This window comes from Nocardioides marmorisolisilvae, assembly GCF_031656915.1.
GTDB lineage: Bacteria > Actinomycetota > Actinomycetes > Propionibacteriales > Nocardioidaceae > Marmoricola > Marmoricola terrisoli.
Genome location: NZ_CP134227.1, coordinates 3,217,737 through 3,244,259 on the forward strand (window position 1 = coordinate 3,217,737; position 26,523 = coordinate 3,244,259).

Here is a 26,523-nt window from a genome sequence, read left to right on the forward strand (position 1 = left end):
ATGCCCCAGCACACCTTCATCCTCAACGGCAAGACGGTCACGGTGGACGTCGACGACGACGTCCGCGTGCTCTGGGTGTTGCGCGACGTCCTCGGCGTCACGGGACCCAAGTACGGCTGCGGGATCAACGTCTGCAAGGCCTGCACCTCGCACATCAACGGCAAGGCGTTCAACCCGTGCTCGGTGCGGGTCGCCGACCTCACGCCCACCGACGAGGTCACCACGATCGAGGGCCTGCCGGCGACGGTGGGCAAGGATCTGCACCCGATGCAGCAGGCCTGGCTGGACCGCGACGTCGCCCAGTGCGGCTACTGCCAGCCGGGCCAGATCATGGCCGCGGTCGCCAAGGTGCACCAGGCCCGGGCCGAGGGTCATGAGATCACCGATGCCGACCTCGATGAGATCCGCAACGTCTGCCGCTGCGGCACCTACGTACGAATCCGCGAGGCGATCAAGGAGGGGGCAGCCGGGATGTGAGGTCCGCGGGCGGTCACCGCAGCGGGAGGCGTACGACGAACTCGCTGCCGCGTCCGGGCTCCGAGCTCACCGCGATGGTCCCCTCGTGGCGCTCGACGACCTTGGCCACGATCGACAGGCCAAGGCCGGTGCCCGGCCGGTTCAGCGCCTCGACGTTGTTGGTCCGGAAGAACTCCTCGAAGAGCCTGGGCTGGTCGGCCTCGTCGATGCCGAGCCCGTTGTCGATGAAGCGGACCACCGCAACGCCGTCCTCGATGCCCACCACGACCCGGATGGCACCGCCGTCGGGTGTGTACTTCAGGGCGTTGCTCAGCAGGTTCACACAGACCACGTCGAGCTCGACGGCGGAGCCTGCGATCCGCACGGGATCCGGGGCGTAGACCGCCGTGAGGTCCTGCGCATGTGACCTGGCCTGGACGGTGAGCACGTCGACGGCATCGCGGACCCGCTCGTTCAGGTCGACCGCCTCGACGGTCCGCGGTCGTGCCGGATCGCTGACCCGGCGCAGCTCGAGCAGCTGCTCGACCAGGGCGTTCAGCCGGTCCGCCCCACGGGAGATCGCCGCGAACGACGGGTCCTCGGGCGCGCCCTCCTCGCGGTGCCGGTCCTCCAGCAGCTCGAGGTGGCCCACGATCATGGTGAGCGGGTTCTTGAACTCGTGCGCGACCATCGCGATCAGCTGGCTCTTGTAGGCATCGACGGCCCGCAGCTGGTCGACCAGCCGCTGGTCCCGCTCGAAGTTGCGCGCGTTCAGGATCGCGCCGCCCAGGTCGCGGCCGATCTCGAGGGCCGCGGACGCCTCGGCAGGGGTCCACAGGCCGTGGCTGCCGTCGCGGGTCAGAGCCAGGTTGCCGACGCACTCCTGGCCGACGCCCAGCGGGACCAGCATCACCGACGACAGGCCGAGCCCCTCGATGAAGGCCAGCACCTCTGCGGTCTCGGTCTCGCCGATCAGGTCCGTCGGCCGTGAACGGGACAGGATCGCGGTGCGCTGCTCGCGCCAGGCCCGGTTCGCGGCCCGCTCCGCGATCGCGATGAGGCGGGCCGGCACCCGCGTGGTTCGGATCGACGGCCGGGCCGTTCCGCTGCCGGGCTCGGTCGGGTCGTCGAAGACGTGCAGCCACATGCTCTGCGCGCGGAAGGCCTCAAGGATGGTGGGCTCGGTCTCGTGCAGCAGCTGGTCGGGGCCGAGCCGGGCGCTCGCGCTGCGCACGATGCTGCGGGCGGCGTCGGCCAATCGGATCTGCTCGTTGAGTCGCTCGCGTTCGAGCGCCCGCTCCAGCGCTCGAGCAGCCTGCTCGGCGTACAGCTCGAGGACCCGGCGCCGTTCCGGGTCCGGCCGGCGGCCTCCCTCGGGCAGGTCGACCGACAGCACGCCGATCCACTCGCCCTGCTCGTTGCACAGGGGGGCGAGGAGCATGTCGAGCGGATGCCAGGCATCAACACCGTCCAGCGGCACCAGGTCGGGGATCCAGGCCGCCTGGAGGTCAGGCGACAGTCGTTGGTGGGGCACGAACTTCAAGGCGCCCCAGTCCTCCGAGGCGGCGACCTCGGCCTCGATCCGCCACCGCGGCGTGACCGTGCCGACCAGCTCGCGGACGCCCGGCTGGTCGCCGGCCACCGCGACGATCTCGAACTCCTGGGGGTCACGCAGCACGTTGAGCGCGGCAACGCCGAACCCGGCCACCTTCGCGACGCCCTCGACGATCACCTGGAGCACCTCGGGGAGGCCGCCGCCGTACCAGGCGCCGGCAAGGGCCTGCTCGACGCGCGGCGGCGCTTCGTCGTGGTCGGTCATGGGTCTCCCCCCGGAGTCAACCGATCCTAACCGCGGGGGGCCCGGGGCGTGGCCGGACCGCGGAGTTGCTGCACGCGCGGTGGGGCGTCAGTGCTGCGCCACGGTGGTGCAAGCCTCGATCAGTACGTCGATGTCCTCGACGGTCGCCACCAGCGGCGGGGCCAGCCGGACCGTCTGGCCGTGCGCCTCCTTGGCGAGCACGCCCTGCTCCATCAGCCGTTCACAGAACTCGCGCCCGGTCATCAGGGTCGGGTCGATGTCGAGCCCTGCCCACAGCCCACGGCTGCGGACCTCCTCCAGTCCGTGCCCGAGCGACTGGCGCAGTCCCGCATCGAGGCGCTCGCCGAGCTCGGCCGACCGCTGCTGGAACTCGCCGGTCGCCAGCATCGCGACGACCTCGTGGCCGATCGCCGCGGCGAGCGGGTTGCCGCCGAACGTCGAGCCGTGCGTGCCGGGCGTGATCACGCCCAGCACGTCCGCGTCGGCGGCCACCGCCGAGACGGGGTAGAGGCCGCCGCCCAGAGCCTTGCCGAGCACATAGACGTCGGGGACGACGTCCTCGTGGTCACACGCGAAGGTGCGTCCGGTGCGGGCCAGGCCCGACTGGATCTCGTCGGCGACCATCAGTGCGCCGTGCTCGTCGCACAGCGCGCGGACCTCGCGCAGGTAGCCGGCGGGCGGGATCAGCACACCGCCCTCGCCCTGGATGGGCTCCAGCAGCACCGCGACCACGTCGGGGCCCATCGCTCCACGCAGGGCGTCGACGTCGCCGTACTTCACCATTGTGAAGCCGGGCGTGAAGGGGGCGTAGTCGTTGCGCGCGTCGACGTCGTTGGAGAAGCTCACGATCGTGGTCGTGCGGCCGTGGAAGTTGCCCTCCATCACGACGATCCGCGCCTTGCCCTCGGGCACGCCCTTGACGCGGTAGCCCCACTTGCGGCTGAGCTTGAGTGCCGTCTCGACGGCCTCGGCGCCGGAGTTCATCGGGAGCATCATCGACTTGCCGGTGAGGCCGGACAGCGCCTCGGCGAACGGACCGAGCTGGTCGTTGTAGAACGCCCGGCTGGTCAGCGTCAGGGTGCGCAGCTGTCGCTCTGCGCGGGCCAGCAGCCGGGGATGGCAGTGGCCGAAGTTCAGCGCGGAGTACCCGGCCAGGCAGTCCAGGTAGCGCCGACCGTCCACGTCGGTGACCCAGGCGCCCTCGCCGCTGGCGATGACCACCGGCAGCGGGTGGTAGTTGTGGGCGGCGTACCGCTCGGTCAGGTCGATGTGCTGCTGCGTGGCGTCCACGGCTGCCTCCCTCGGGGAACGGTCGAAAGATTGTCTGACAATCTGGCAACCAACCTACCTCGCGATGGGACCAATCGCACAACGAATCCCCGGGCGGCAGTTCGCTGCGCCGCAGATCTCGCCCGTAGACTCCTCGCGTGGCCAGCAATCCGAGTCGCCCCACCGGCCGTCGACGTGGGGACGGCCGCTTGACGCACGACCTCGACCCGCAGGATCTCGGACCGCAGGACGCCTGTGGGGTCTTCGGTGTCTGGGCCCCCGGCGAGGACGTCGCCAAGCTCAGCTACTACGGCCTCTACGCACTGCAGCACCGCGGCCAGGAGTCCGCCGGCATCGCGGTCAGCAACGGTCGGCAGATCCTCGTCTACAAGGACATGGGCCTGGTCTCGCAGGTCTTCGACGAGTCCACGCTCGAGGCGCTCAAGGGTCACCTCGCGGTCGGCCACGCGCGCTACTCCACGACCGGCGCCAGCACCTGGCACAACGCTCAGCCGACGTTCCGCCCGACCGCCGACGGCTCCATCGCGCTGGCCCACAACGGCAACCTGACCAACACCCGTGACCTGCTCGCGATGGTCGACGACCTCTCCCGCGAGGGTGAGCTGGACATCCACGCACGCAGCCTCGAGACCAGCACCAACGACACCTCCCTGGTCACCGCGCTGCTGGCGCACCACCCGGACACCAGTCTTGAGGAGCGCGCCGCCGAGCTGCTCCCCCTGATCCGCGGCGCGTTCTCCTTCGTGTGGATGGACGAGAACACCCTGTACGCCGCCCGCGACCCGCAGGGGATCCGACCGCTGGTCCTGGGTCGCCTCGAGCGTGGCTGGGTGGTCGCCTCGGAGACCGCGGCACTCGACATCGTCGGCGCGTCGTACGTCCGCGAGATCGAGCCCGGCGAGATGGTCGCCGTCGACGAGGACGGACTGCGGACCCGCCGGTTCGCCGAGGCCGCGCCCAAGGGCTGCCTGTTCGAGTTCGTCTACCTGGCCCGGCCGGACACCCGCATCTCCGGCCAGCGGATCCATAGCGTGCGCGTCGAGGTCGGCCGCCGGCTGGCCGCCGCCGAAGCCGTCTTGCACAGCCCCGCAGACGCCGACCTGGTCATCCCGGTGCCCGAGTCCGGCACCCCGGCCGCGATCGGGTACGCCGAGGCCAGCGGGATCCCGTACGGCATCGGGCTGGTCAAGAACTCCTACGTCGGTCGCACGTTCATCCAGCCCAGCCAGACCATCCGCCAGCTCGGCATCCGGCTGAAGCTCAACCCGCTGCGTGACGTCATCGAGGGCAAGCGGCTGGTCGTGGTGGACGACTCGATCGTGCGCGGCAACACCCAGCGTGCGCTGGTGCGGATGCTCCGTGAGGCCGGCGCCCGCGAAGTGCACGTCCGGATCTCCAGCCCTCCGGTGAAGTGGCCCTGCTTCTATGGCATCGACTTCGCCACCCGGGCCGAGCTGATCGCCAACGGCCTGTCGACCGACGAGATCTGCGAGTCCATCGGCGCCGACTCGCTGGCCTACATCTCCCTCGAGCAGCTGGTCGAGGCCACCTCGGTGCCCGGCGACCAGCTGTGCCGGGCCTGCTTCGACGGTGTCTACCCGGTGGCGCTGCCCGAGCCCGAGAACCTCGGCAAGCACCTGCTCGAGGTGACCACGCCCGAGCTCGACGCGGAGTTGGTGCGCCCGTGAGCACCTACGAGGCCGCGGGCGTCTCGATCGAGGCGGCCGACCGGGCGATCGACCTGATGAAGGACTGGGTCGAGAAGGCCCGCCGGCCCGAGGTCCTCGGCGGCCTGGGCGGCTTCGCGGGCCTCTTCGACGCCTCGGCGCTGAAGGCCTACGAGCGGCCGCTGCTGGCCACCTCGACCGACGGCGTCGGCACCAAGGTCGCCATCGCGCAGGCCCTGGACAAGCACGACACCATCGGCTTCGACCTGGTCGGCATGGTCGTCGACGACCTCGTGGTCTGCGGCGCCGAGCCGCTGTTCATGACCGACTACATCGCCACGGGGCGCGTCGTACCCGAGCGGATCGCGGCGATCGTCCAGGGCATCGCCGAGGCCTGCGCGGAGGCGGGCTGTGCGCTCGTCGGCGGGGAGACCGCCGAGCACCCCGGGCTGCTCGCCCCGGACGAGTACGACGTCGCGGGCGCGACCACCGGCGTGGTCGAGGCCAGCCGACTGCTCGGCGCCGACCGGGTGCGCCCGGGCGACGTCGTGGTCGCGATGGCCTCCAGCGGGCTGCACTCCAACGGCTACTCCCTGGTCCGGCACGTGCTGCTCGCCGAGGGTGGGCGGTCGCTCGCCGAGCACGTCGACGACTTCGGCCGCAGCCTGGGCGAGGAGCTGCTGGAGCCGACGCGTCTCTACACCCTGCCCTGCCTCGAGCTGGCCAGGTCGACCGGCGTGCACGCGATGTCGCACGTCACCGGCGGCGGGCTGGCGGCCAACCTCGAACGCGTGCTGCCGGCCACGGTCGCGGCGACCGTCGACCGGGCGACCTGGGCGCTGCCGCCCGTCTTCGAGCTGGTGCAGCGCGTCGGCGGCGTCGAGCTCACCGAGCTGGAGCGCACCCTCAACTGCGGTGTCGGCATGGTCGCGCTGATGCCGGCGGATGAGGCCGACGCCGCGGTGAGGCTGCTCGGCTCGCACGGCATCCCTGCGTGGCCGGCCGGCGAGGTGACGGCCGCCGCCGGCGATGCCGGCGGTCGCGTGACCCTGGTCGGGCAGCACGCCGCCTCCTGAGCCCGGCAGCGGCGCGGGGATCGCCGGCGCCCGGCGCCCGGCGTACGGCGCGTCACACCGGACCGATGTGCGGGAATGACCACTCAACGGGTACGGTTGGGCTTACGAAGAGACGGAAAATCCGACCGGACGCCCGGAACAGGCGCCGGCCCAGTTTGCGAGGGGGTCGACCCGTATGGGACGCGGCCGTGCTAAGGCGAAGCAGACCAAGGTTGCCCGTGACCTGAAGTACCGCACTCACGAGACGGACTTCGGCGCATTGGCCCAGGAGCTCCACGGGGGCGAGTCCGCGGAGGATGAGCTGGACCCGGTCGAGCTCGACAAGTGGTCTGACTACGTCGACCCCCGCTCTGCGCGGGACTGACCCCTCGACCGTCCGGACGAGCGGTCGGCTCCTCAGCGCGTCGGCAGCCACATCCCGCGGAGCCGGGTGACCTCGGCGATCCGCTGCTCGGCCAACCGGTCGGCGGCGACGGCGGGCGGTACGCCGTCCTCGGCGGCCAGCGCGAACACCCGGCGGGTGGTATCGAAGATCCCGCCCGCACGCATCTTGGCGCGATCGAACGAGAAGCCCTCGAGCTCGTCGGCCACCTGGATCAGCCCGCCGGCGTTGACGCAGTAGTCGGGGGCGTAGAGGATGCCGCGGTCCGCCAGCTGCTTCTCGATGCCCGGGTGGGCCAGCTGGTTGTTCGCTGCGCCGCAGACGACCTTGGCGGTGAGGGTCTCCACGACCTGGTCGTCCAGCGCATCGCCCAGGGCGCAGGGCGCGTAGACGTCGAGGCGCGAGGAGACCAGCGTCGCGGTGTCGGCGACCACCCGCACCGTGGGGTACTGCTGCTCCAGCGCACGCAGCGCGGCCTCAGAGACGTCGGTGACGACCACGTCGGCGCCGTCCTCGACCAGGTGGCCGACCAGGTGACGACCGACCTTCCCGACCCCGGCCACGCCGACGGTGAGTCCGCCGAGACGGGGCGATCCCCAGGCTGCCTCCGCGGCCGCCCGCATCCCTTGGAACACGCCGTACGCCGTCAGCACGGAGCTGTCGCCGGCGCCGCCGTGCTCGACGGTGCGCCCGGTCACGAAGGCGCACTCCCGCGCGATCACATCCATGTCGGCGGAGTAGGTGCCCACGTCACAGGCGGTGAGATAGCGGCCGGCCAGCGACTGCACGAAGCGGCCGTAGGCCCGCAGCAGTGCCTCGGACTTCACCGCGGCGGGGTCGCCGATGATGACGGCCTTGCCGCCGCCCAGGTCCAGCCCGGCGAGCGCAGCCTTGTAGGTCATCCCGCGGGACAGGTTCAACACGTCCCGGACCGCGTCGGCCTCCGCGGCGTACGGAAAGAAGCGGGTGCCACCCAAGGCCGGGCCGAGGGCGGTGGAATGGATGGCGACGACGGCGCGCAGACCGCTGCGCTCGTCGGAGCAGAAGACCACCTGCTCGTGGCCGTGGAGGTTCTCGAACACGCCTGCAGAGTGCTGGGCCACGGTGGTGACCTTTCTCGGACGGTCCCACCATGGGTGGCGGTGGGATACTGGTGCTGCACCGACGGGTGTGTGGTGCAGATCCCACATTACGAGAAACCGCGGCCGACCTGCGCGGCGCCACCGGCACCGTGCGTGCCGGTGGGCCAGAACCGGTGTGAACCGGGTCAGAATGGGCATCAATGAAGGAAGCGGTCGCTGAAGAAGGGGAACCGATGGATGACCAGGCGCCTGACGTCGAGTCGCTGCTGACGCCTGCCGAGGTCGCCGCCATGTTTCGCGTCGACCCCAAGACGGTGACGCGCTGGGCGGACTCGGGCAAGCTCACACCACTACGGACGCTCGGTGGCCACCGCCGCTACCGGGAGTCGGAGGTCCGAAGGCTTCTCGACCAGCAGGTGATACCCGGGCCGCGCAAGCCCTCGGAGTAGCTCTCAGCTCTCGAAACTGCCGTGCCGGCCGGCACCGGTGGCAAACTGCTGCGCGCCCTCGACCGCTCCGGCTGCCAGCGAGCGGATGCCGTGCTCGTACTCCTGGGCGAGCCCGGTGGCCTCGTCGGCACCCCACTGCGCGAGCGCGCTGAGCCGGTCGTTGCGCAGGCACTCCTGCGGGAAGGCGGACAGTGCGCCGGCCAGCTCCACCGCGGCGTCCCGCGCCGCCCCGTGGTCGACCACCCGGTCCACCAGGCCGATCCGCTCGGCTTCGACGGCTCCGACCGGGCGACCGGTGAGGATCAGGTCCATCGCGCGGCCGTGGCCGATCAGCCGGGGCAGCCGCACCGTGCCACCGTCGATCAGCGGCACCCCCCAGCGCCGGCAGAACACCCCGAGCACCGCGTCCCGGGCGGCGACGCGCAGGTCGGCCCAGATCGCCAGCTCCAGCCCGCCGGCCACGGCGTACCCCTCGATCGCGGCGACCACCGGCTTGCCCAGCACCATCCGGGTCGGCCCCATCGGCCCGCTGCCGTCGGGCTCGACCCGGTTCGGGTCACCGGCCGCGACCGCCGCCAGGTCCGCCCCGGCGCAGAAGGTCCCGCCCGCGCCGGTGAGGACGGCGACCGCCAGCCGCGGGTCGGCGTCGTACTCCTCGAATGCGGAGACGAGCTCCTCGGCCGTCGCCCGATCCACCGCGTTGCGCACCTCCGGACGGTCGATCGTGACCACGCAGACCGCCCCGTCGCGCTCGACTCGTAGGTTCATTGCGTCATTCTCCCCCTGATCCGACCCGCCCCGCGTGGTCCGTGCTCGCCAGGGGCGGGAATGAGGGGTCGGGGTGGGGGTACCGATCCGTTCGGTCCCGGCCGGTCGGCCAGGACACCCGCGAGCAGCCAGGCGAGCACCCACACGGCGGCGCCGACGGAGGTCTGTGATGAGCAACCACGAACCCACCCCCGACGAGATCGAGCAGGGGCAGATGGTCGATCCCCACGATGCCGATCTGACCGGCACCCCCGAGGACGACGACGGGCCGGTCGGGCCCGACCTGGACCGGGAGGCGGACGAGGCCGACCAGATCGAGCAGGCCACACCGGCGCGCCCGGCCTCGGAGATGCCCGACGACCCCGACGAGGAGGTGGACCGGTGAAGGTCGGCTACTTCCTCTCGTGCGAGGAGTTCGGACCGGCCGAGCTCGTGGAGCAGGCGCGGCTGGCGGAGCAGGCGGGCTTCGACTCGCTGTGGATCAGCGACCACTTCCATCCCTGGAACGACGCCCAAGGGGAGAGCCCGTTCGTCTGGTCGGTGATCGGGGCGGTGTCGCAGGTCTGCTCGCTACCGGTGACGACGGCTGTCACCTGTCCCACCGTGCGGCTGCACCCGGTGATCGTCGCCCAGGCGGCGGCCACGTCGGCCACGATGCTGGACGGACGCTTCGTCCTCGGTGTGGGCAGCGGTGAGGCGCTCAACGAGCACATCCTGGGGGATCCGTGGCCCTCGGCCGACGTACGCCTGGAGATGCTGGAGGAAGCCGTCGCACTGATCCGCAAGCTCTGGGGCGGTGGCTTCGTCACCGAGTACGGCCACCACTACGACGTCGACCACGCACGGATCTACACGATGCCCGCCACGCCGCCGCCCATCTACGTCTCGGGCTTCGGCCCGAAGGCGACCGACCTCGCGGCCCGGATCGGCGACGGGTTCATCGCCACCATGCCCGACCCCGAGCTGGTGGGACGCTTCCGCGAGGCTTCGAAAGGCAAGCCGGCGGTCGCCGGCGCCAAGGTGGCCTACGCCGACACCGAGCAGCAGGGCGTCGAGATCGCCCATCACCTCTGGGCCAACGCGGGCCTTCCGGGCGAGCTGTCCCAGGTGCTGCCCTCTCCCGTGCACTTCGAGCAGGCGTCCACCCTGGTGACCGAGGAGATGACCCGCGAGTCGGTCGTCGCCGGGCGGGACGTCGAGGCCCACCTCTCCCAGCTCCGCGAGTACGCCGACGCCGGGTACGACGAGCTCAACATCGCCAACATGGGACCGCACTACCGGGAGATGATCGCGTTCTACGCCAGCGAGGTGTTGCCGCGGTTCCGCAACGGGTGAGGTCCGCTGAGCACCTGGTCAGATCGACTCGGCGGCGAGCAGGAGCCGATCGAGGCTCTCCACGAGGTCCGCGATCGTCTCGAACACCTCCTCGGCCCCGGCGTCGGTGAGCTCGGCCGCACCGAAGCCACCGGTCAGCACACCGACCATCCGGACCCCCGCGCGCTGGGCGGCCTCGGCGTCCCAGACCGAGTCGCCGACCACGAGGGCGGTGGAGCCGTCCACCTCCTCGATCGCCTTGTCGATCAGGTCCGGCGCGGGCTTGGTCGGTGCGTCGCCGCTGGTGGTCACCTCGTCGACCTGCTCATCGGCGTCGAGAAGGTCCATCGAGTGTCGGGTGTGCTCGGGCTTGCCGGAACTGGCCAGCACCACCCGGACCCGGGCGTCGCGCAGACGGGCGAGCAGGTCGCGCGCGTGCGGCAGCGGCCGGATCTCGGGCAGCAGCTGGTCGACCTCCTGCGTCCAGGCGTCGCGGGCCCGATCCCCGACCTTGGCGTCCGCCGACTCCCCGATGAGCCGCGGGACCAGCCGATCCCCACCCATCCCGATGCTGCGATGGATCCGCCACAGTGGTACGTCGTACCCGACGGAGCCGAAGGCCCGCGCCCACGCGATCACGTGGTGGTAGTTGGAGTCGACGAGGGTGCCGTCCACGTCGAGCACCACCGTGTCCACGCTCGCACGGGCATCCGGGTCGCCACCTTCGTCGCTCATGACGAGGGCTTACCCGCCCACGGTGCCGCCACACCCGCGCGGGACTACGATCGTGGCCATGGAACGCGACTCGTTGCTCTCGACGTTGAGCGAGCTGGCGGTGCTCACTCTCGACGAGAGCGACATCGAGAACACCGCTGAGGCCGTGGTCTCGATCGCGATGCACACCATCGGCTGCGAGTACGCCGGCCTGACCGTCTTCGAGCCGAACGGGTTCGCCAGCCTGGCGCCCAGCGACCCCATCGTCGAGAAGGTGGACAAGCTCCAGCACCACCTGCAGCAAGGACCGTGTGTCGAGGCTGCGTGGGAGGGCGACACCTTCATCAGCGGCGACCTCACCGCCGAGCCACGGTGGCCGGAATGGTCGAAGCAGGCAGCCGCCGAAGGCCTACGGAGCATGCTCGCGACCCGCCTGGTCAGTGGCGACCACGTGCTCGGCGCCCTCAACCTCTACTCCTCCGCGCCGCGGGACTTCACCGCCGACGACCGGGACTTCGCGCGCGTCTTCGCCGTGCACGCCACTACTGCGCTGCTTGCGGTGCGCGAGCGGGAGAGCCTCCGCGTCGCGGTCGACGCCCGCACCCTGATCGGGCAGGCACAGGGCATCCTGATGGAGCGCTTCGACATCGACGCCGACCGCGCCTTCTCGGTTCTGCGCCGCTACTCCCAGACCCGGAACGTCAAGCTGCGGGTCATCGCCGAGGACGTGGTTGCCAGCCGCACGCTGCCCCCCGAGGAGCGCTGACCCGACCCGGAGTAGCCCATCGCCCGGGATTGCCCGGCCCGGACCACGGGTACCTCCTCGTCGTCCCACCAGACGAGCCGGGAGGAGGGCACATCGATGTCGACCCGCGACGCTCCCGGACTGCGACTGGTTCGCCACGGCTACCCGACGATCCCCGCCGGACGCGAGCAGATCGAGCGCACCGCGACGGCGGCCACGCTCCGGACCCGACCCCTGGCCCGGCCGGCACTGGTGGGCGACGCTCTCGACGGATCGGACCACCGGCACCGCACGGCGATGTTCCTCGACGTCCTCGATGGCGATGCGGTGGCGGGACTGCGGGAGCGGGCCCGCCGAGAACTGCTCGACCTGACCGGCCGACGCTGGGCGGAGGGCGAGACCCGTGGGGCGTTCGACCTCCTCGTCGAGGCGTACGGCATCGCGGCGCTCGACTGGGCCGGCATCGACCTGGGTCGTGCGGACGCCATCCGGCTCAGCCACCGGCTCGCTGCGATCGTCGACGGCTTCGGGCTCGCCGGTACGGCGGACCCGCGGGCCTGGTCAGCCCGTTGGCGGATGAACCGCTGGGGACGCGGTCAGGTGCGTCGTGCGCGCCGGCACCCGGAGAAGGTCCCCGCCGGCCCGCTGCGCGCCATCGCCGCAGCCACCGACCGTGACGGAGCCCCGCTCGACCAGACGGTCGCCGCCATCGAACTGCTCAACGTGCTGCGTCCGGCGGTGGCCGCGGCCTACCTCGGCGCGTTCGCGCTGCTGGCCCTGCACCAGCACCCGCACTGGCAGGACCGGCTCGCGCCCGCGGAGGCGAGCGAGCTGCGGACCTCCTTCGCCCACGAGGTACGACGTACCGCCCCGCCCGTGCCCGCCCTCGCGGGCCGGCTGGTCGACCACGGCCGCCGCTGCCCCGGCGAGCCCACGACGGTCGCCCTGCTCGAGGCCACCCTGGAGGTGTTCTCGGGACTCGCCTGGCACGCGGTGGGCGAGGGGCACGACCCGGCGCCCATCCCGGCGCGCGAGCGGCTGCGGTTGGTGCAGGCCTGACCGTTTGACGGCAATGGCCGGAAATTTCACTCAGCGACCCTTCTGTCCGGTTGATGAGACGCTGGGGGTTGGCGGGCTCGCGTTGGAGTGCTTGACTCAGATCTGAGTGGCCGAGACATGTGCCACGCAGAACTCAGAGGCCGGAGAAACTCGGTGAAAGCCTCAGGTGTTCTTGGCGCTCCTCCGTCTGGACGAGCAGCCAGCCAAGCAAAAAACATGCAGTCAAGAAGTCGACGCGATGCGGAGACCGCGCAGCTCTTGCGCCGTCTCGAGAAGGCACGGGGCAAGACCCGGGTCGCGCTCACCCAACGCATCGTGGAAGTAAACATGCCGGTAGCCAGGATGCTGGCCCGACACTATGCCGGTCGCGGGCTCCCCGTGGCCGACCTCGAACAGGTTGCCTACCTCGGTCTGGTGGCCGCGGCGAAGAGATACGACCCCTCACGGGGCGCCGACTTCCTCGCCTACGCCGTGCCGACGATCAAGGGCGAGCTGCGCAAGCACTTCCGCGACGCCGGATGGGTGGTCCGTCCACCCCGCCGGCTGCAGGAGCTGCAGGCGCGGCTGTGGGCCGCCGAGGCAGAGCTGACGCAGTCCCTGCAACGGTCGCCGACGACCTCGGAGATCGCCGCCCACCTCGAGGTCGAGGTGGACGACGTGATCGAGGCGCTGGGGATCGACGGGTGCTTCGCGCCGAGCTCGCTCGACGTACCCCTCGGCGATGGAGATGCCACCACCTTCGCCGATCGCCAGGGCAGCCTGGATCACGCCTTCGAGAGCTGTGAGGCTCGCACCGTGCTCGCACCTGCGGTTCGACGCCTCGGCGCCCGGGACCGGAAGATCCTCGAGTTGAGGTTCTTCAAGGGCTGGTCGCAGCAGCAGATCGGGGACGAGATCGGAGTGACCCAGATGCAGGTCTCCCGGCTGTTGACCCGCATCCTGGGCGATCTCCGGGAGGCTCTCAACGGCCCGCCCCAGGCCGCATGAGCGCATCCATCGGCAGCAACCAGCCGGTGGCCGTGGTCACCGGAGCCAGCGCGGGGGTCGGCCGAGCGGTCGCCCTCGAGCTGGCCCGGCACGGCTACCGGCTGGGCCTGCTCGCCCGCGGCCGCCATGGCGTCGAGCAGGCCGCCGCGGAGGCGGTCGGGCTCGGGACGACGGCGGTGGCGATCGTCTGCGACGTCTCGGACGCGGAGGCCGTCGAGGCGGCCGCGGTCCGGGTCGAGGCCGAGCTGGGTCCGATCGACGTCTGGGTCAACGTGGCCTTCGCGTCCGTGTTCGCGCGCAGCTGGGAGATCGAGCCGGCTGAGTACGAGCGGGTCACCAAGGTGTCCTACCTCGGGTTCGTGTACGGCACGCTGTCGGCGCTGCGGCGGATGCGCCCGCGCGACCGCGGCGTGATCATCCAGGTCGGCTCCGCACTCGCCTACCGAGGGATCCCGCTGCAGGCGGCGTACTGCGGCGCCAAGCACGCGATCCAGGGATTCAACGAGTCGCTGCGTTGCGAGCTGCTCGCGGAGCACAGCGGCGTCCGCACCGTGATGGTGCAGCTGCCCGGTGTGAACACCCCGCAGTTCTCCTGGGTGCGCTCCAAGCTCGACAAGGTGCCGCAACCGGTCCCGCCGATCTACCAGCCCGAGGTGGTCGCCCGCGCGGTGCACCACGCCATCGAGCACCCCCGTCGACGGGAGCGCTGGGTCGGCGGCAGTACGGCGGCGACGCTGATGGCCAACGCGGTGGTGCCCGGCCTGCTGGACCGCTACCTGGCCCGCACCGGCGTCACGTCCCAGCTGACCGACCAAGCGGTCGACGACCACCCGCTGTCCAAGCAGGGCAACCTCGATGAGCCGGCGGACCGGGACCGCGACTTCGGCAGCCACGGCGCCTTCGACGACAAGGCCAAGCGCTGGAGCCTGCAGCAGGTGATCGCGCGACTCACCGGCTGAGCCGGGCGGACGCCTCGATCAGGGCGCCATGCACGAACGCCTGCGGCAGGTTGCCCCGCTGCTGGCGCTGCCCGACGTCGTACTCCTCGGTGAACAGCCCGGAGGTGCCGCAGGCGGCGCGGTTGCGCTCGAACCAGCGGGTCGCCAGGGTCCGCTCGCCCAGCTTCTCCAGGGCCATCGACATGTGGAAGCCACAGAGAACGAAGGCACCCTCCGCGCTGGCCAGGGGCGTGTCGCCGTGCCGGAACCGGTAGCAGAACTCCTCGTCGGTGAGGTCGTCCAGGATCGCCTCGACCGTACGCCGAACCCGCGGGTCGTCCGCCGCCAGCGACGTGCTCCGGAAGATCGGGATCAGCAGGGCGGCGTCCGGGCGCGGGTCGTCGGGCGCCCGTTGCCAGCGCCCGGAGGGATGCAGACAGTCGTCGTCCACGCTGCGCACGAGGTCGTCGCCCAGCTGCTGCCAGTCGCGTCGCTGGGAGGCGGGCGCGAGGAGCGCGACGGCGTGTACCCCGCTCGCCGTGATCAGCCGTGAGTGCGCCCACCGTTGGTCGTCGAGCTCCCAGATGCCGGCGTCGGGCCGCTGCCAGCAATCGGCCACCGCCCGCACGGCGATCTCCACCGCCTTCCAGTCCTCCCGGGACAGCGCACCGTGTCGCGCGGCGGCGGCGAAGAGCAACAACGCCTCGCCGAAGGCGTCGAGCTGGAACTGCTCGCCGGCCCCGTTGCCCACCCGGGCCGAGCCGCCCGGGTAGCCGGGCAGGCTCAGCGTGCGCTCCGACGGGACGGGATCGCCGGTGACCGTGTACGCCGGCCGCAGCCGGGACCCATCCTCACGGAGCCGGGCGCCCACGAAGCCGACCGCGTTGTCGAGCAGCCGGCTTGGGCCGACCGCTGCCGCGGCCTGGCCGACCATGGCCTGGTCCCGGATCCAGGCATAGCGGTAGTCATAGTTGCGGCCCGCTTCGGCCCGCTCGGGCAGGGACGTCGTCGTCGCGGCGACCAGAGCGCCGCTGCTGGCGGACATGCCGTGCAGCACCGCGAAGGCATGCCGCACGTCGCGACGAGCCCACAGCCCGGTGGCATCGGGCACGTCCTCGTGCCAGCTCTGCTCGGTCCGGGACCACAGCTGCTCCGGGTCGGGCGGCGGTCCTGAGGGGCGGTCGGTGGAGATCTCCACGACAAGATGCCGGCGCGCCCCTTCGGCGAGAGTGAGGTCGAAGACCAGGCCGCCGCGGTCGGGTCTCGCCGCGGCGAGACCGGTGCACCGCATCCACAGCGGGCCGACCCGGCCCTCCCACACGCCGTCGTGGCAGTCGAGCTCGGACAGGGGGTGGGCGCCGAAGCCGGCCTGAGGGTCGAGGACCACCCGCACCCGGTTCGTGCCGTCCACACCGACCACCTCGCGCAGCAGTACGGCGGTGGACGGGTCGGCCGGTCGAGCCAGCGCCTCCCGACACTCGACCACCCCCGCGGTGGTGATCCAGCGGCTGCGCCAGATCAAGGTGCCCTCCTCGTAGTGCCCGCCCCACACGTAGCGCTCGCCGACGGGCGAGACGGCGTACACGCCCCCGCCGCCGATCAGCGACGCGAACACGGCGTCGTCGTTCCAGCGCGGCGCGCACATCCACGCGAACTCGCCGCGCGGTCCGACCACGACCCCGCGCTCGCCGTCCGCGAGCACGGCATAGTCGCGCAAGGTGTGCGGCGGGAACCTGCGCATCCAGTGATCCATGGGGGAGAGGTGCCCCCCTCGCGTCCCGGCATGCCCGGCTGCCGCCCGGGGTACCGCACCGGCAACGCCAGTGCACGATGAGGTCTGGAGGTCGAGATGCCGCAACAGGCATGGAGCGCCAAGCGCGAGCGCGAGTACCAGCACATCAAGGACGGTCTGAAAGAGCGCGGCCACAGCGACTCCGAGGCGGAGGAGATCGCCGCCCGCACGGTCAACAAGGACCGGGCCCGCGCCGGGGAGTCGAGTCAACGCAGCCGCACCTCCACCCGGGACATCTCCTCGAGCCGGCGCGGGGGGCTGCGCTCACATCGTGGTGAGGGGGGCCGGACGAAGGACCAGCTCTACGCGGAGGCCCGTCGGCGGGGCATCAAGGGCCGCTCGTCGATGAGCAAGGCTCAACTGGAGCGCGCCCTCGGCGGTCGCTGAGCGCGTCCGGGCGAGGACTCGCGCGCTCCTGCTCCTGGCCACACGCTCGGGGTCACAATGCTCGGGCGAGAAGCTCTGCCAGGTGGATCGGGTCGTGGCCGGGAGCGAACTCCTCGACCTGGGTGCGGCAGGAGAAGCCGTCGGCGAGCACGGCGGTGCCGGGTGCGGACGCGCGCACCCGCGGTGCCAGCACCTGCTCAGCGAGCGCCTCACTGACCTCGCCGTGGCCGCCGGTGAAGCCGAAGTTCCCGGCCAGCCCGCAGCAGCCCGAGTCGAGCCGCTCCACGTCGGCGCCGGCCCGGGAGAGCAGCTCGGAGTCGTCGTCCCAGCCCAGCACCGCGTGCTGGTGGCAGTGCACCTGCGCCAGGGCGCGCACCCCGGCCAGGGACGGCGGCTCCCAGCCCGGGCTGTGCTCGGTGAGCAGCTCGGCCAGGGTAACGGTCTGGTCGGCCAGTCGGCGCACGTCCTGGTCCTCCGACATCAGGTCGGGGGCATCGCTGCGGAAGACCGTCGTACAACTGGGCTCGAGACCGACCACGAGGCCACCGCGGTGCAGGTGCGGGGCCAGCGCCGCGACGGTACGTCGGAGTTGGCGGCGCGCCACCCCCAGCTGACCTGTCGAGATCCAGGTCAACCCGCAGCAGACCGGCTCGGTCGGGATCGTCACGGTCCACCCCGCGTCTTCGAGCACCGCGACCGCGGCCTGCCCGATCGCGGGAGAGAACCGATTGGTGAACGTGTCCGGCCACAGCAGCACGGTGCCCCGGCCGGTGCCCTCCGGCCGCTCCGGAGCGGCCGGACGCTGCTGCCACCACGCCTGCAGTGACTGCTCGGCGAACTTCGGCAGCGTCCGATCCTCGAGGCCGGCGGCTCGGGTGGCCAGCCGGCGCAGCGGCGGCACCGCGCCGAGCCGGTTGATGACCTTGCTGAGCCCGGCGCTCTGGACACCTCGGGCGAGCGTGGGCAGGTAGCCCATCGCGTAGTCGGCCCGGGGGCGGAGTCGGTGCGCGTAGTGCTGGGCCAGGAACTCGGCCTTATAGGTCGCCATGTCCACGTTGACCGGGCAGTCGCTCTTGCAGCCCTTGCAGGCCAGGCACAGGTCGAGGGCGTCCTTGACCTCCTCGGAGCGCCAGCCGTCCTTGATCGGGCCATCGCCGTGGCCGTCGAGCATCTCGAAGAGCAGCCGGGCCCGTCCCCGCGTGCTGTGCTCCTCTGCGCCGGTGACCTGGTAGGACGGGCACATCACGTGGTGCCCGTCGTGGCTGTGTTGCCGGCACCGCCCCACCCCGACACAGCGGTTGGCGGCCTTGACGAAGGAGCCGTCGTCCTCGGGATAGGCGAAGTGCAGCTTCCGGTGCTGCTGGGGGGCCCAGTGGCCGCCCAGCCGGAGGTGCTCGTCGAGGCGCGCGGGGTGCACGACCTTGCCGGGGTTCATCCGGTTGCCCGGGTCGAAGATCGCCTTCATCTCCTCGAAGGCGCCGACCAGCCGCTCTCCGAACATCAGGGCGAGCAGCTCGCCGCGGCTCTGGCCGTCACCGTGCTCGCCGGACAGCGAGCCGCCGTACGAGACGACCAGGCGAGCTGCTCGCTCCATGAATCGACGGTAGGTGGCCACCCCGTCGGCGGTGAACAGGTCGAAGGGGATCCGGGTGTGCACGCATCCTTGGCCGAAGTGTCCGTACAGGCTCGGTCCGGCATCGCTGAGGTAGCCGAACTCGTCGTACAGCTGGTGCAGGTCGCGCAGGTAGTCACCGAGTCGGTCGACCGGGACCGCGGAGTCCTCCCAGCCTTCGAAGGTGTCAGGGTGCGCGGGCACGTGTGCGGTCGCGCCGAGACCAGCCTCGCGAACCTGCCAGAACGCGTCTTCTTGACCCGGGTCGTCGAGCACCTTGTGGGTGGCATGGTGAGACTTCTCGAGGGCCTTGACCATCGCATCGGCCCGCTCCTCGACCTGGTCCTTGTCGTCGCCGCCGAACTGCACCATCAAGAAGCCGTCGCCTTCGGGCAGCTCTTCCAAGGTGACGCCGTGCATGTGCTTGATCCGCTCGTCGCGGATCAGGTAGTGGTCGACGCCCTCGAGCGCGATCGGGTCGTGCTCGAGCACGGCCGAGGTGGCGTCGGCCGCGTCCTCGATGGTGGGGAAGCCGAGCACGACGAGCACCCGCTCGTCGACGACCGGCACGAGCTCGAGCTCGGCGCGCAGCACGGTGACCAGGGTCGACTCGCTGCCGACGAGAGCCTTGGCCAGGTTGAATCCCTGCTCGGGCAGCAGCGCGTCGAGGTTGTAGCCGGAGACCCGGCGGGGGATGTCGGGGAACTTCGCGCGGACGTCGTCGGCGTACTCGTCGCGCAGCCGACGCAGCGCGCGGTAGACGGCCGCCCGGCGGTCACCGCGCGCCTCGATCTGGTGGTATTCCTCGTCGGTCGTCGGACCGCACCAGAACCGGGTGCCGTCCGCGAGCAGCACTTCCAGCCGGACGATGTTGTCCGAGACCTTGCCGTAGGCCTGTGCGGTGGCTCCGCAGGAGTTGTTGCCGATCATCCCCCCGAGCGTGCAGTTGGGGTGCGTGGCGGGCTCCGGACCGAACCGCAGGTGATGCTCGCCCAGCTGCGCATTGAGATGGTCCAGCACGATGCCGGGCTCGACGATGCAACGGCGCGCTTCGGGGTCGACCGAGACCAGCGCGTCGCAGTGTGTGCTCCAGTCGAGCACCACGGCCTCGTTGCAGCACTCGCCGGCCAGGCTGGTGCCACCACCGCGGGACAGCACCGGCACGTCGTACTCCCGACAGACGGCCATCGCCTCGACGGCGTCCTCGACGGAGGCGGGGATGACCACTCCGATCGGCACCTGCCGGAAGTTCGAGCCGTCGGTGGAGTACGCCGCCCGCGCGCCGTCGTCGAACCGGACCGTGCCCCGGACCCGGGCGGCGAGCGCCTCGCTCAGGGCCTCCTCCCGACTCAGGGCCTCCTCCCGCGCCTCTCCCGAGGCCGCCCCTCCGGATTCTCCCTGAGCGTCGGAGTCGGTCGCTGGCCGGGCGGGTTCGGGCACGGGTCGAGTCGTCTGATCCACGTCGGGGGACTACCCGCAGCGACAGCCGCTCATGCCCCGACCGGCGCCGGGTACTGGGCCGCGATGGGCGACGAAGGGAGGCGCCGATCGCTGGCGACCGTCCTGGTCGCCGGCGTCGCCAACCTGCTGATCGCACTGGCCAAGCTCACCGCCGGCGTCCTGTCCGGGTCGGCCGCGATGCTCGCCGAAGGCGCGCATTCGGTGGCCGACACCCTCAACCAGGTCTTCCTGCTCGCCGCGCTGCGCCGCAGCGACCGGCCCGCCGATGCCCAGCACCCCTTCGGCTACGGCATGGAACGCTACTTCTGGGCGCTGCTCGCCGCGGTGGCGATCTTCGTGCTCGGTGCCGGCTTCTCGGTGTTCGAGGGCGTGCATGGGCTGATGCACCCCGAGGCGCAGACCGAGCTGCCCTTGGTGTTCGCGGTGCTCGGCATCGCGGTCCTCTTCGACGGGACCTCGCTGCTGCGCGCACTGTGGCAGGTCCGCAGGGAGGCCCGATCCGGCGGGCACGGCTTCGGCGAGCAGCTGTTCCAGCTCAGCGAGCCGACCGTGCGGGCAGTGGTCTTCGAGGACTCTGCTGGGGTGTCCGGGGTGCTGCTGGCTGCGCTCGGCATCGGCGTCGGCGCGCTGACCGGGAGGCCGGTCCTCGATCCGATCGCCTCGCTGCTGATCGGCGGGGTGCTGGTCGCGATCGCCTACGGGCTCGGTGCGCAGAACCGGACCTTTCTGATCGGCCGTGCGGTGACCGAGGAGGTGCTCGCCGAGATCCGGTCCGACATCGAGTCCTCCGACGGCATCGAGAGCGTTGTCCAGCTGCTCACCATGCAGCTCGGGCCCGATGAGGTCCTGGTCGCGGCCCGGGTCGAGATGGACCCGGACGCTCCGGGACGCGACCTGGAGCAGGTGGCCGACGAGGTCGACGAGCGGATCCGGACCAGCCGTCCCGAGGTGCGCCATGTCTTCCTCGATCCGACGCCGGCACGGGCGCGGCATGAAGGACCTACGCCCGGGTAAGGCCCTCCCATGAGCCAAACCGTTGCTGACTACCTGCTCGAACGACTCCGTGACTGGGGTGTCAAGGAGGTCTTCGCCTATCCGGGTGACGGGATCAACGGGATCCTGGCCGCCTTCGGGCGCGCCGACAACCAACCGCGATTCATCCAGTCGCGCCACGAGGAGATGTCCGCCTTCGAAGCGGTCGGCTTCAGCAAGTTCACCGGCCGGATCGGGGTCTGCATGGCCACCTCCGGGCCCGGTGCGGTGCACCTGCTCAATGGGCTCTACGACGCCAAGCTCGACCACGTCCCGGTGGTCGCGATCGTCGGCCAGACGAACCGCTCCGCGATGGGCGGCTCCTACCAGCAGGAGATCGACCTCCGGTCGCTCTACAAGGACGTGGCCGAGTACGTCGAGACCGTCACCGTTCCCGAGCAGCTGCCCAACGTGCTCGATCGGGCCATCAAGGTGGCCACCGGCCGACGCGCAGTCGCGACCGTCATCATCCACGCCGACGTGCAGGAGCTTGAGTACTCAGCGCCGACCCACGAGTTCAAGATGGTGCCGTCGAGCATCGCCGCGCCGTCCTCGCCCGTCGTCGTACCCGAGGACGCGTCGGTGCGGCAGGCAGCCGACGTACTCAACGCCGGCAAGAAGGTCGCGATGCTCGTCGGGGCGGGCGCCGCCGGTGCCCGTGCCGAGGTCGAGCAGGTGGCCGAGCTGCTCGGGGCCGGGGTGGCCAAGGCGCTGCTGGGCAAGGACGTGCTCTCCGATGAGCTGCCCTACGTGACCGGCTCCATCGGCCTGCTGGGCACCCGCGCGAGCTATGAGCTGATGGAGGGCTGCGACACCTTGCTCACCGTCGGCTCGAGCTTCCCCTACACACAGTTCATGCCGGAGTTCGGGCAGGCGCGAGGGGTGCAGATCGACCTCGACCCGACCTTCATCGGGATGCGGTACCCCTACGAGGTCAACCTCGTCGGTGATGCCGCGGCCACGCTGCGAGCGCTGATCCCGATGCTGGAGCGTCAGGAGGACCGCAGCTGGCGCGAGAAGGTCGAGCTCAACGTGCACGACTGGTGGGAGAGCATGGCCGCCGAGGCTGCCGTCGAGGCGGAGCCGATCAACCCGATGCGGCTGTTCAGCGAGTGCTCCACGCGGTTGCCCGACGACGCCATCATCGTGGCCGACTCAGGTTCGGCGGCCAACTGGTACGCACGCCAGCTGAAGTTCCGTGGCCAGATGCGTGGCTCGCTGTCCGGCACCCTCGCGACGATGGGCCCGGGCGTTCCGTACGGCATCGGTGCCAAGTTCGGTCACCCCGACCGGCCGGTCGTGGTGTTCGAGGGTGACGGCGCGATGCAGATGAACGGCATGGCCGAGCTGATCACGATCTCGCGCTACTGGAAGGACTGGGCAGATCCGCGGCTTGTCGTCGCGGTCCTCCACAACAACGACCTCAACCAGGTCACCTGGGAGATGCGGGCGATGGGTGCGGCTCCGAAGTTCGTGGAGTCCCAAACTCTGCCCGACGTCTCGTACGCCGACTTTGCCCGGCAGCTCGGCCTCGCCGCCGAGCACCTCGATGACCCCGACCAGCTCGGACCCGCTTGGGACCGGGCGCTGTCCGCGGACCGACCGACGCTGCTCGACGTACGCGTCGACCCGAACATCCCGCCGATCCCGCCGCACGCGACCTTCGATCAGGCCAAGTCCACGGCCGAGGCGTTGGCCAAGGGCGACACCGATCGGTGGGAGGTCATCAAGGAGGGTCTGAAGACCAAGGCGCGTGAAGTGATGCCGCATCACAGCTGAGTGCGGCTGTCCACCAGCTGGCTGGCCCGGGCGAACCGAGAGCGGCGCACGGCCCGACTCAACCCCGACGGGCAGGCGCCGGCCCGGGCTGGTCCACCTTCTCCGACCGTGGCCGGACCAAGGGGAACACCACCCACAACAGCACGAAGACGACCCAGGCGACCACACCTGCGACGATCCCGGCCGGGAGCCCTGCGGTGATGTCGAAGACCAGGAACGCGACGCCGCCCGTGGTGAGCGCGATCATCCCGAGACCGGCCAGGGCGAACCTGTTCGCCGTGGCCACCAGCCAGGGCCGCTTGCCCCGACGGAACAGCATCCGGTGGCAGGCACCGGGCGTCATGATCAGGGCCGTGGAGAGGACTGCGCCGGTGAGCACCCCCAGGTAGAGGTCGCGCTGGAGCGTGGTGAGGCTTGCGAAGCGGTGGCTGAACGGCACGGTGAGCAGGAATCCGGTGAGCACCTGGATGCCTGTCTGGGTGACACGCAGTTCCTGGATCAGCTCGGCCCAGTTGCGGTCCAATCGTTGCGCGGGGGTCTCGTGGGATTCGATGTCGCGCTCGGACCGATCCATCCCGTCGGCGTACCCGGGCCCGGATCGTGCGAAACCGGGCCCGGGTACGCCGAGATGGGTCAGTGCAGAGACATCCGCGGCTCACCGTTGGTCAAGCCGGTGCTGGAGATCGTGCAGGTGCCCGACTTCGGGCTGCCTGCGTTGTAGGCCTGACGCACGCACGAGCGCAAGGCGAGCTGGCCCCAGTAGTTCGGGTGCAGCGACTCCTGGATGTAGTAGGGGCTGCTGCCCGCGGTAGACGTCGTACGGATCTGGTTGATCCACTCGGTCTTGTTGACCGCCCCGGGCTGGGTCCACGACGTGAGGCCCTCCTCCTCGAGCAGCCCGACGGTGTTCTCGCAGAGCCGACGGCCGTTGAACGCGCTGGCGAGGTTCAGCGTCCTGGTATTGGTCAGTCCGCTGGAACCGATCGCCCCGGTCACGGTGTTGTTGATGGTTGGCAGCAGGGTGCCGTTGGCGTAGTCGGCGTCGGCGTTCCAGAAGCCGCAGCCGCCGGTGCTCTGCCGGGTGTAGCCGCTCTGGCTGTATCGGAAGCCGGAGCCGTTGGGGAGCGGCGAAGGGTAGTTCTGCACGAGCAGGGTCCAGCTGTTGTCGGCGTACCCGGCGTTGCGCATCGCCTGTCGGATGTTCTGATAAGCGGTGGCGATCTTCGCCTTGACTGCGGCCACGTTGGACGACGTCATCTCTGAGGTCACCGTGCTGTCGTCCTTGCAGTAGTTGGGCCACCACGACGGCGAGCCGAGGAAGTCGGCGACGCAGTCGGTGACGATGCCGGCGAAATTGAAGTCGTTGCCGCCGATGGAGACCGCGACCATCGTGACGTTGTGAGTGGCGGCGAAGTTCTGCAGCATCAGCGCTTGGCCCTGCTGGCCGTTGCTGTTGTAGAAGTCCAGACCGGGCTTGAAGTAGCCGCTGGAGTCGGTGTAGGTCGACGTCTCGGCTCCGGAGCAGGCCAGGTTGAGGCCGTTCACCCCGCCGCCGATGTAGATCTCCGCGGACTTGCTGCGGTGGCAGCGTGGAATCTGCTCGGCGGTGTTGGTCGGGTTGTCGTAGTACGCAGTGCCGCCGAGGGCATCGATGTAGGACGGACTGACATTGGAGTTGCCGGCCCAGCGGCCTGCCTCGCCGGAGATGTAGGAGTCGCCGACCGACACGACCCATGGGGTCCCCGAACCGGGCCCGTCGGCCTGCGCGGGAGCGGCGACCCACAGGCCGGCGAACACGAGAGGTGCGAGAAGCAGCGCGAGCGAACGTCGCGTGCGCATGAATCCGAGCATGTATCCCACCTAAGTGTGACGTGGGTCTCACGGTGAGACCGAGGCGAATCTACTCGTGGGTAGCCGGATGCGGAAGGGGTCTGACCGGGCGTGGGTGCCCAGGGGATCGCGGTTGGGCGAGAACGCAAAGCCGCAGGTCAGACGGGCTCTCGTCGGCGGTTTCGCGAGGTCTTCCGCACCGACCCGCGCAACGTCGACACCGACGGCGACCACGCAGACGAGGAGGTCGAACTCGACGGTGGCTCGGAGCGCGTCAGGCGAACCCGCTGCGCGGCTCGTGCCCGTGGCCACATCTCTGCTCGGCCACAAGGGTTGTCGCCCGACGCAGTCATGGTGGACTGACCTCAAGGGAGTCTGAGGAGCTGCGAATGGCCGTGATCGAGGACGTCCGGCCGCTTGGCTCCGAGTTGGAGCGCTCCTACGAGGTGTACGTACGCGGCCGCCTGAAGTTCCGCGTGAAGCAGATCGTCTACGTGGCGTTCTCCCTCGACGAGACCGTCATGGAGTTCGCTTTCCCCAAGGAGGAACGTGCGGCGCTCGTGGAAAGCGAACCGCACAAGTTCCAGATGCCGTCGACCTCGGACCTGCGCTTCCACTGGGTCCGCGCCGACCTTGAGGCCCTGGAACCGACCGAGGCCCGAGAGTTCGTCGTCGACGCGTGGCGCATGGTCGTCCCGAAGAAGGTCTCCCGCGCATACGACCTCACCCATCCGAACGGCCCGGGTTAAGGCCTGGGAACCCGCGGCGAATGATCAGCTCTCCGCCGCGAAAGCGGCAACGTCGCAGGGCCACGTGCGCCCAAGGTCTACCGCTGTCACCGGTAGTCAGAGGCGCAGAGGGAAGGGCAAAGGGATGTCCCGAACGGCTACCCTCGAGAAGGCCTCGAGGCCACGAGATCAATGACGACCTTGCCGTGCACGTGCCGCCCCGCCTGAAGATCGATTGCAGCGCGGATCTGCTCTACCGGAAAGGTGGCCGCGATCGGTACTCGGAGTTGACCGGCCGCAACCAGGCCAGCGATCTCCTCGATGGCGCCCGGCGCTGCGTTGCCGCCGTTCGCAGGTGTGATCCCATCGACTTGGGCGGCAATGGTGGTGATGCGCTCGTCGGGTACGCCGAGCTCGCGCGCGGCCTGCGCCGTGTCGGTTCCGTGGAGGTCCATCGCCGAGGTGACGCCAGCGGGAGCCAACGCGCGGACCCGGTCGACCAGACCATCGCCGTAGGTGACCGGCTCGGACCCCAGGGCGCGCAGCGCATCGGCTGAGCTTGCCGACCCGGTCCCGATCACTCGCGCGCCCGCGAGGCGCGCGAGTTGGACGGCGAACACGCCTACTCCGCCGCCTGCGCCGCCGATGAGCACCGTGTCGGTCGGGCCAGGATTGATCACGGCCAGGGCTGCGGCCGCCGTACAGCCCGCAATCGCGAGGGTGGCAGCGGTGCGGTCGTCGACGCCGTCAGGGGTACGGTGCGCCTCGCCGCCCGCCGCGATGATGCCCGACTCGTCCACGACGACGTAGCTGGCAACGGCGCGGGACAGGGCGCCGCCGAACACCCGGTCACCGACCGCGAAGCGGCGGACGTCGTCACCGACCTGATCCACCACCCCGGCATAGTCGGTGCCGAACCCGCAAGGCAGGCTCAAGCCGAATCGCGCGGCAGTCTCTGCATCAGAGGTCATGAACCAGTCCATCGGGTTCAGGCCAGCCGCGTTGACCCGCACCCGAATCTGTCCCGCTCCGGCCTGCGGTACGGGTACCTCCCGGACGCTCAAAGCCTCCGGCCCGCCGAACGACTCGACGAACTGGACGGCCCGGCTCGTGCTCGCCGACGTGTTGGCGCTCGGTTCTTTCATACTCACCCGTC

Annotated in this window: 25 protein-coding genes; 15 read left to right on the forward strand and 10 right to left on the reverse strand. The window is 70.6% G+C overall.

What is annotated here, in order from left to right:
- Complete coding sequence (locus Q9R13_RS15365) at positions 1-477, forward strand: (2Fe-2S)-binding protein (RefSeq protein WP_310962047.1); 477 nt, start codon at positions 1-3, stop codon at positions 475-477.
- A 13-nt stretch (positions 478-490) separates the two neighbouring features.
- Here the strand turns inward: Q9R13_RS15365 and Q9R13_RS15370 are convergent, their stop codons facing one another.
- Both Q9R13_RS15370 and rocD read right to left on the reverse strand, forming a co-directional pair.
- Positions 491-2,275 carry an ATP-binding protein gene (locus Q9R13_RS15370; RefSeq protein WP_310962048.1) on the reverse strand — a complete coding sequence of 595 codons (1,785 nt, stop codon included), beginning with the start codon at positions 2,273-2,275 and terminating at the stop codon, positions 491-493.
- Between the two features lie 87 nt (positions 2,276-2,362).
- Positions 2,363-3,565, reverse strand: a complete 1,203-nt coding sequence (gene rocD, locus Q9R13_RS15375) for an ornithine--oxo-acid transaminase (protein WP_310962049.1) — start codon at positions 3,563-3,565, stop codon at positions 2,363-2,365.
- A 137-nt stretch (positions 3,566-3,702) separates the two neighbouring features.
- On the opposite strand from rocD, the gene purF reads away from it, so the two are divergent.
- The 3 genes from purF (at position 3,703) to Q9R13_RS15390 (ending at position 6,672) form a co-directional block, all read left to right on the forward strand.
- Positions 3,703-5,253 (forward strand): amidophosphoribosyltransferase, encoded by a 1,551-nt coding sequence (gene purF, locus Q9R13_RS15380; protein ID WP_310962050.1) that lies wholly within the window; start codon positions 3,703-3,705, stop codon positions 5,251-5,253.
- Positions 5,250-6,308 carry a phosphoribosylformylglycinamidine cyclo-ligase gene (gene purM / locus Q9R13_RS15385; protein WP_310962051.1) on the forward strand — a complete coding sequence of 353 codons (1,059 nt, stop codon included), beginning with the start codon at positions 5,250-5,252 and terminating at the stop codon, positions 6,306-6,308. The genes purF and purM overlap by 4 nt, the downstream gene beginning before the upstream one ends.
- 175 nt (positions 6,309-6,483) lie before the next feature.
- Positions 6,484-6,672, forward strand: coding sequence for a DUF3073 domain-containing protein (locus Q9R13_RS15390; RefSeq protein ID WP_310962052.1), 189 nt, complete (start codon positions 6,484-6,486; stop codon positions 6,670-6,672).
- A gap of 32 nt (positions 6,673-6,704) precedes the next feature.
- Here Q9R13_RS15390 and Q9R13_RS15395 read toward each other — a convergent pair whose 3' ends face one another.
- Positions 6,705-7,772: a Glu/Leu/Phe/Val family dehydrogenase gene (locus Q9R13_RS15395; RefSeq protein WP_310962053.1), complete on the reverse strand. Its 1,068-nt coding sequence runs from the start codon at positions 7,770-7,772 to the stop codon at positions 6,705-6,707.
- Between the two features lie 233 nt (positions 7,773-8,005).
- On the opposite strand from Q9R13_RS15395, the gene Q9R13_RS15400 reads away from it, so the two are divergent.
- The gene (locus tag Q9R13_RS15400; protein ID WP_310962054.1) at positions 8,006-8,221 is read left to right on the forward strand and encodes a BldC family transcriptional regulator; all 216 of its coding nucleotides are present in this window, start codon (positions 8,006-8,008) and stop codon (positions 8,219-8,221) included.
- A gap of 3 nt (positions 8,222-8,224) precedes the next feature.
- Here Q9R13_RS15400 and Q9R13_RS15405 read toward each other — a convergent pair whose 3' ends face one another.
- On the reverse strand, positions 8,225-8,989 hold the full coding sequence (locus Q9R13_RS15405) for a crotonase/enoyl-CoA hydratase family protein (RefSeq protein WP_310962055.1): 765 nt from the start codon (positions 8,987-8,989) through the stop codon (positions 8,225-8,227).
- A 169-nt stretch (positions 8,990-9,158) separates the two neighbouring features.
- Here Q9R13_RS15405 and Q9R13_RS15410 point away from each other — a divergent pair, with 169 nt between their 5' ends.
- Together Q9R13_RS15410 and Q9R13_RS15415 are read left to right on the forward strand one after the other, a co-directional pair.
- On the forward strand, positions 9,159-9,374 hold the full coding sequence (locus Q9R13_RS15410) for a hypothetical protein (RefSeq protein ID WP_310962056.1): 216 nt from the start codon (positions 9,159-9,161) through the stop codon (positions 9,372-9,374).
- Complete coding sequence (locus tag Q9R13_RS15415; RefSeq protein ID WP_310962057.1) at positions 9,371-10,324, forward strand: TIGR03557 family F420-dependent LLM class oxidoreductase; 954 nt, start codon at positions 9,371-9,373, stop codon at positions 10,322-10,324. The genes Q9R13_RS15410 and Q9R13_RS15415 overlap by 4 nt, the downstream gene beginning before the upstream one ends.
- An 18-nt stretch (positions 10,325-10,342) precedes the next feature.
- Here the strand turns inward: Q9R13_RS15415 and Q9R13_RS15420 are convergent, their stop codons facing one another.
- Entirely contained in the window at positions 10,343-11,038 is a 696-nt protein-coding gene (locus Q9R13_RS15420) for an HAD family hydrolase (protein WP_310962058.1), read from the reverse strand.
- Between the two features lie 58 nt (positions 11,039-11,096).
- Here Q9R13_RS15420 and Q9R13_RS15425 point away from each other — a divergent pair, with 58 nt between their 5' ends.
- The 4 genes from Q9R13_RS15425 (at position 11,097) to Q9R13_RS15440 (ending at position 14,767) form a co-directional block, all read left to right on the forward strand.
- Complete coding sequence (locus tag Q9R13_RS15425) at positions 11,097-11,783, forward strand: GAF and ANTAR domain-containing protein (protein ID WP_310962059.1); 687 nt, start codon at positions 11,097-11,099, stop codon at positions 11,781-11,783.
- A 96-nt stretch (positions 11,784-11,879) separates the two neighbouring features.
- Positions 11,880-12,821 (forward strand): cytochrome P450 family protein, encoded by a 942-nt coding sequence (locus Q9R13_RS15430; RefSeq protein WP_310962060.1) that lies wholly within the window; start codon positions 11,880-11,882, stop codon positions 12,819-12,821.
- 216 nt (positions 12,822-13,037) lie between these two features.
- Positions 13,038-13,808, forward strand: coding sequence for a sigma-70 family RNA polymerase sigma factor (locus tag Q9R13_RS15435; protein ID WP_310962061.1), 771 nt, complete (start codon positions 13,038-13,040; stop codon positions 13,806-13,808).
- Entirely contained in the window at positions 13,805-14,767 is a 963-nt protein-coding gene (locus tag Q9R13_RS15440) for an SDR family oxidoreductase (RefSeq protein WP_310962062.1), read from the forward strand. The genes Q9R13_RS15435 and Q9R13_RS15440 overlap by 4 nt, the downstream gene beginning before the upstream one ends.
- Here the strand turns inward: Q9R13_RS15440 and Q9R13_RS15445 are convergent.
- Complete coding sequence (locus Q9R13_RS15445) at positions 14,757-16,487, reverse strand: glycoside hydrolase family 15 protein (RefSeq protein WP_310962063.1); 1,731 nt, start codon at positions 16,485-16,487, stop codon at positions 14,757-14,759. The genes Q9R13_RS15440 and Q9R13_RS15445 overlap by 11 nt on opposite strands.
- Before the next feature lie 108 nt (positions 16,488-16,595).
- Between Q9R13_RS15445 and Q9R13_RS15450 the strand changes: the two genes are divergently transcribed.
- Positions 16,596-16,925, forward strand: a complete 330-nt coding sequence (locus Q9R13_RS15450) for a plasmid stabilization protein (RefSeq protein WP_310962064.1) — start codon at positions 16,596-16,598, stop codon at positions 16,923-16,925.
- A 52-nt stretch (positions 16,926-16,977) separates the two neighbouring features.
- On the opposite strand, the gene Q9R13_RS15455 is transcribed toward Q9R13_RS15450, so the two are convergent.
- Entirely contained in the window at positions 16,978-19,998 is a 3,021-nt protein-coding gene (locus Q9R13_RS15455; protein WP_310962065.1) for an FAD-binding and (Fe-S)-binding domain-containing protein, read from the reverse strand.
- A 63-nt stretch (positions 19,999-20,061) separates the two neighbouring features.
- On the opposite strand from Q9R13_RS15455, the gene Q9R13_RS15460 reads away from it, so the two are divergent.
- Both Q9R13_RS15460 and Q9R13_RS15465 read left to right on the forward strand, forming a co-directional pair.
- Entirely contained in the window at positions 20,062-21,012 is a 951-nt protein-coding gene (locus tag Q9R13_RS15460) for a cation diffusion facilitator family transporter (RefSeq protein ID WP_310962066.1), read from the forward strand.
- 9 nt (positions 21,013-21,021) lie between these two features.
- Positions 21,022-22,809: a thiamine pyrophosphate-requiring protein gene (locus Q9R13_RS15465; protein ID WP_310962067.1), complete on the forward strand. Its 1,788-nt coding sequence runs from the start codon at positions 21,022-21,024 to the stop codon at positions 22,807-22,809.
- A gap of 58 nt (positions 22,810-22,867) precedes the next feature.
- Here the strand turns inward: Q9R13_RS15465 and Q9R13_RS15470 are convergent, their stop codons facing one another.
- Both Q9R13_RS15470 and Q9R13_RS15475 read right to left on the reverse strand, forming a co-directional pair.
- On the reverse strand, positions 22,868-23,383 hold the full coding sequence (locus Q9R13_RS15470; protein ID WP_310962068.1) for a DUF6328 family protein: 516 nt from the start codon (positions 23,381-23,383) through the stop codon (positions 22,868-22,870).
- A 59-nt stretch (positions 23,384-23,442) separates the two neighbouring features.
- Positions 23,443-24,648: an SGNH/GDSL hydrolase family protein gene (locus tag Q9R13_RS15475; protein WP_310962069.1), complete on the reverse strand. Its 1,206-nt coding sequence runs from the start codon at positions 24,646-24,648 to the stop codon at positions 23,443-23,445.
- 380 nt (positions 24,649-25,028) lie between these two features.
- On the opposite strand from Q9R13_RS15475, the gene Q9R13_RS15480 reads away from it, so the two are divergent.
- Entirely contained in the window at positions 25,029-25,388 is a 360-nt protein-coding gene (locus Q9R13_RS15480; protein ID WP_310962070.1) for an MmcQ/YjbR family DNA-binding protein, read from the forward strand.
- Positions 25,389-25,525: 137 nt separating this feature from the next.
- Here the strand turns inward: Q9R13_RS15480 and Q9R13_RS15485 are convergent, their stop codons facing one another.
- Positions 25,526-26,512 (reverse strand): NADP-dependent oxidoreductase, encoded by a 987-nt coding sequence (locus tag Q9R13_RS15485; RefSeq protein ID WP_310962071.1) that lies wholly within the window; start codon positions 26,510-26,512, stop codon positions 25,526-25,528.
- Between the last annotated feature and the right edge of the window lie 11 nt (positions 26,513-26,523).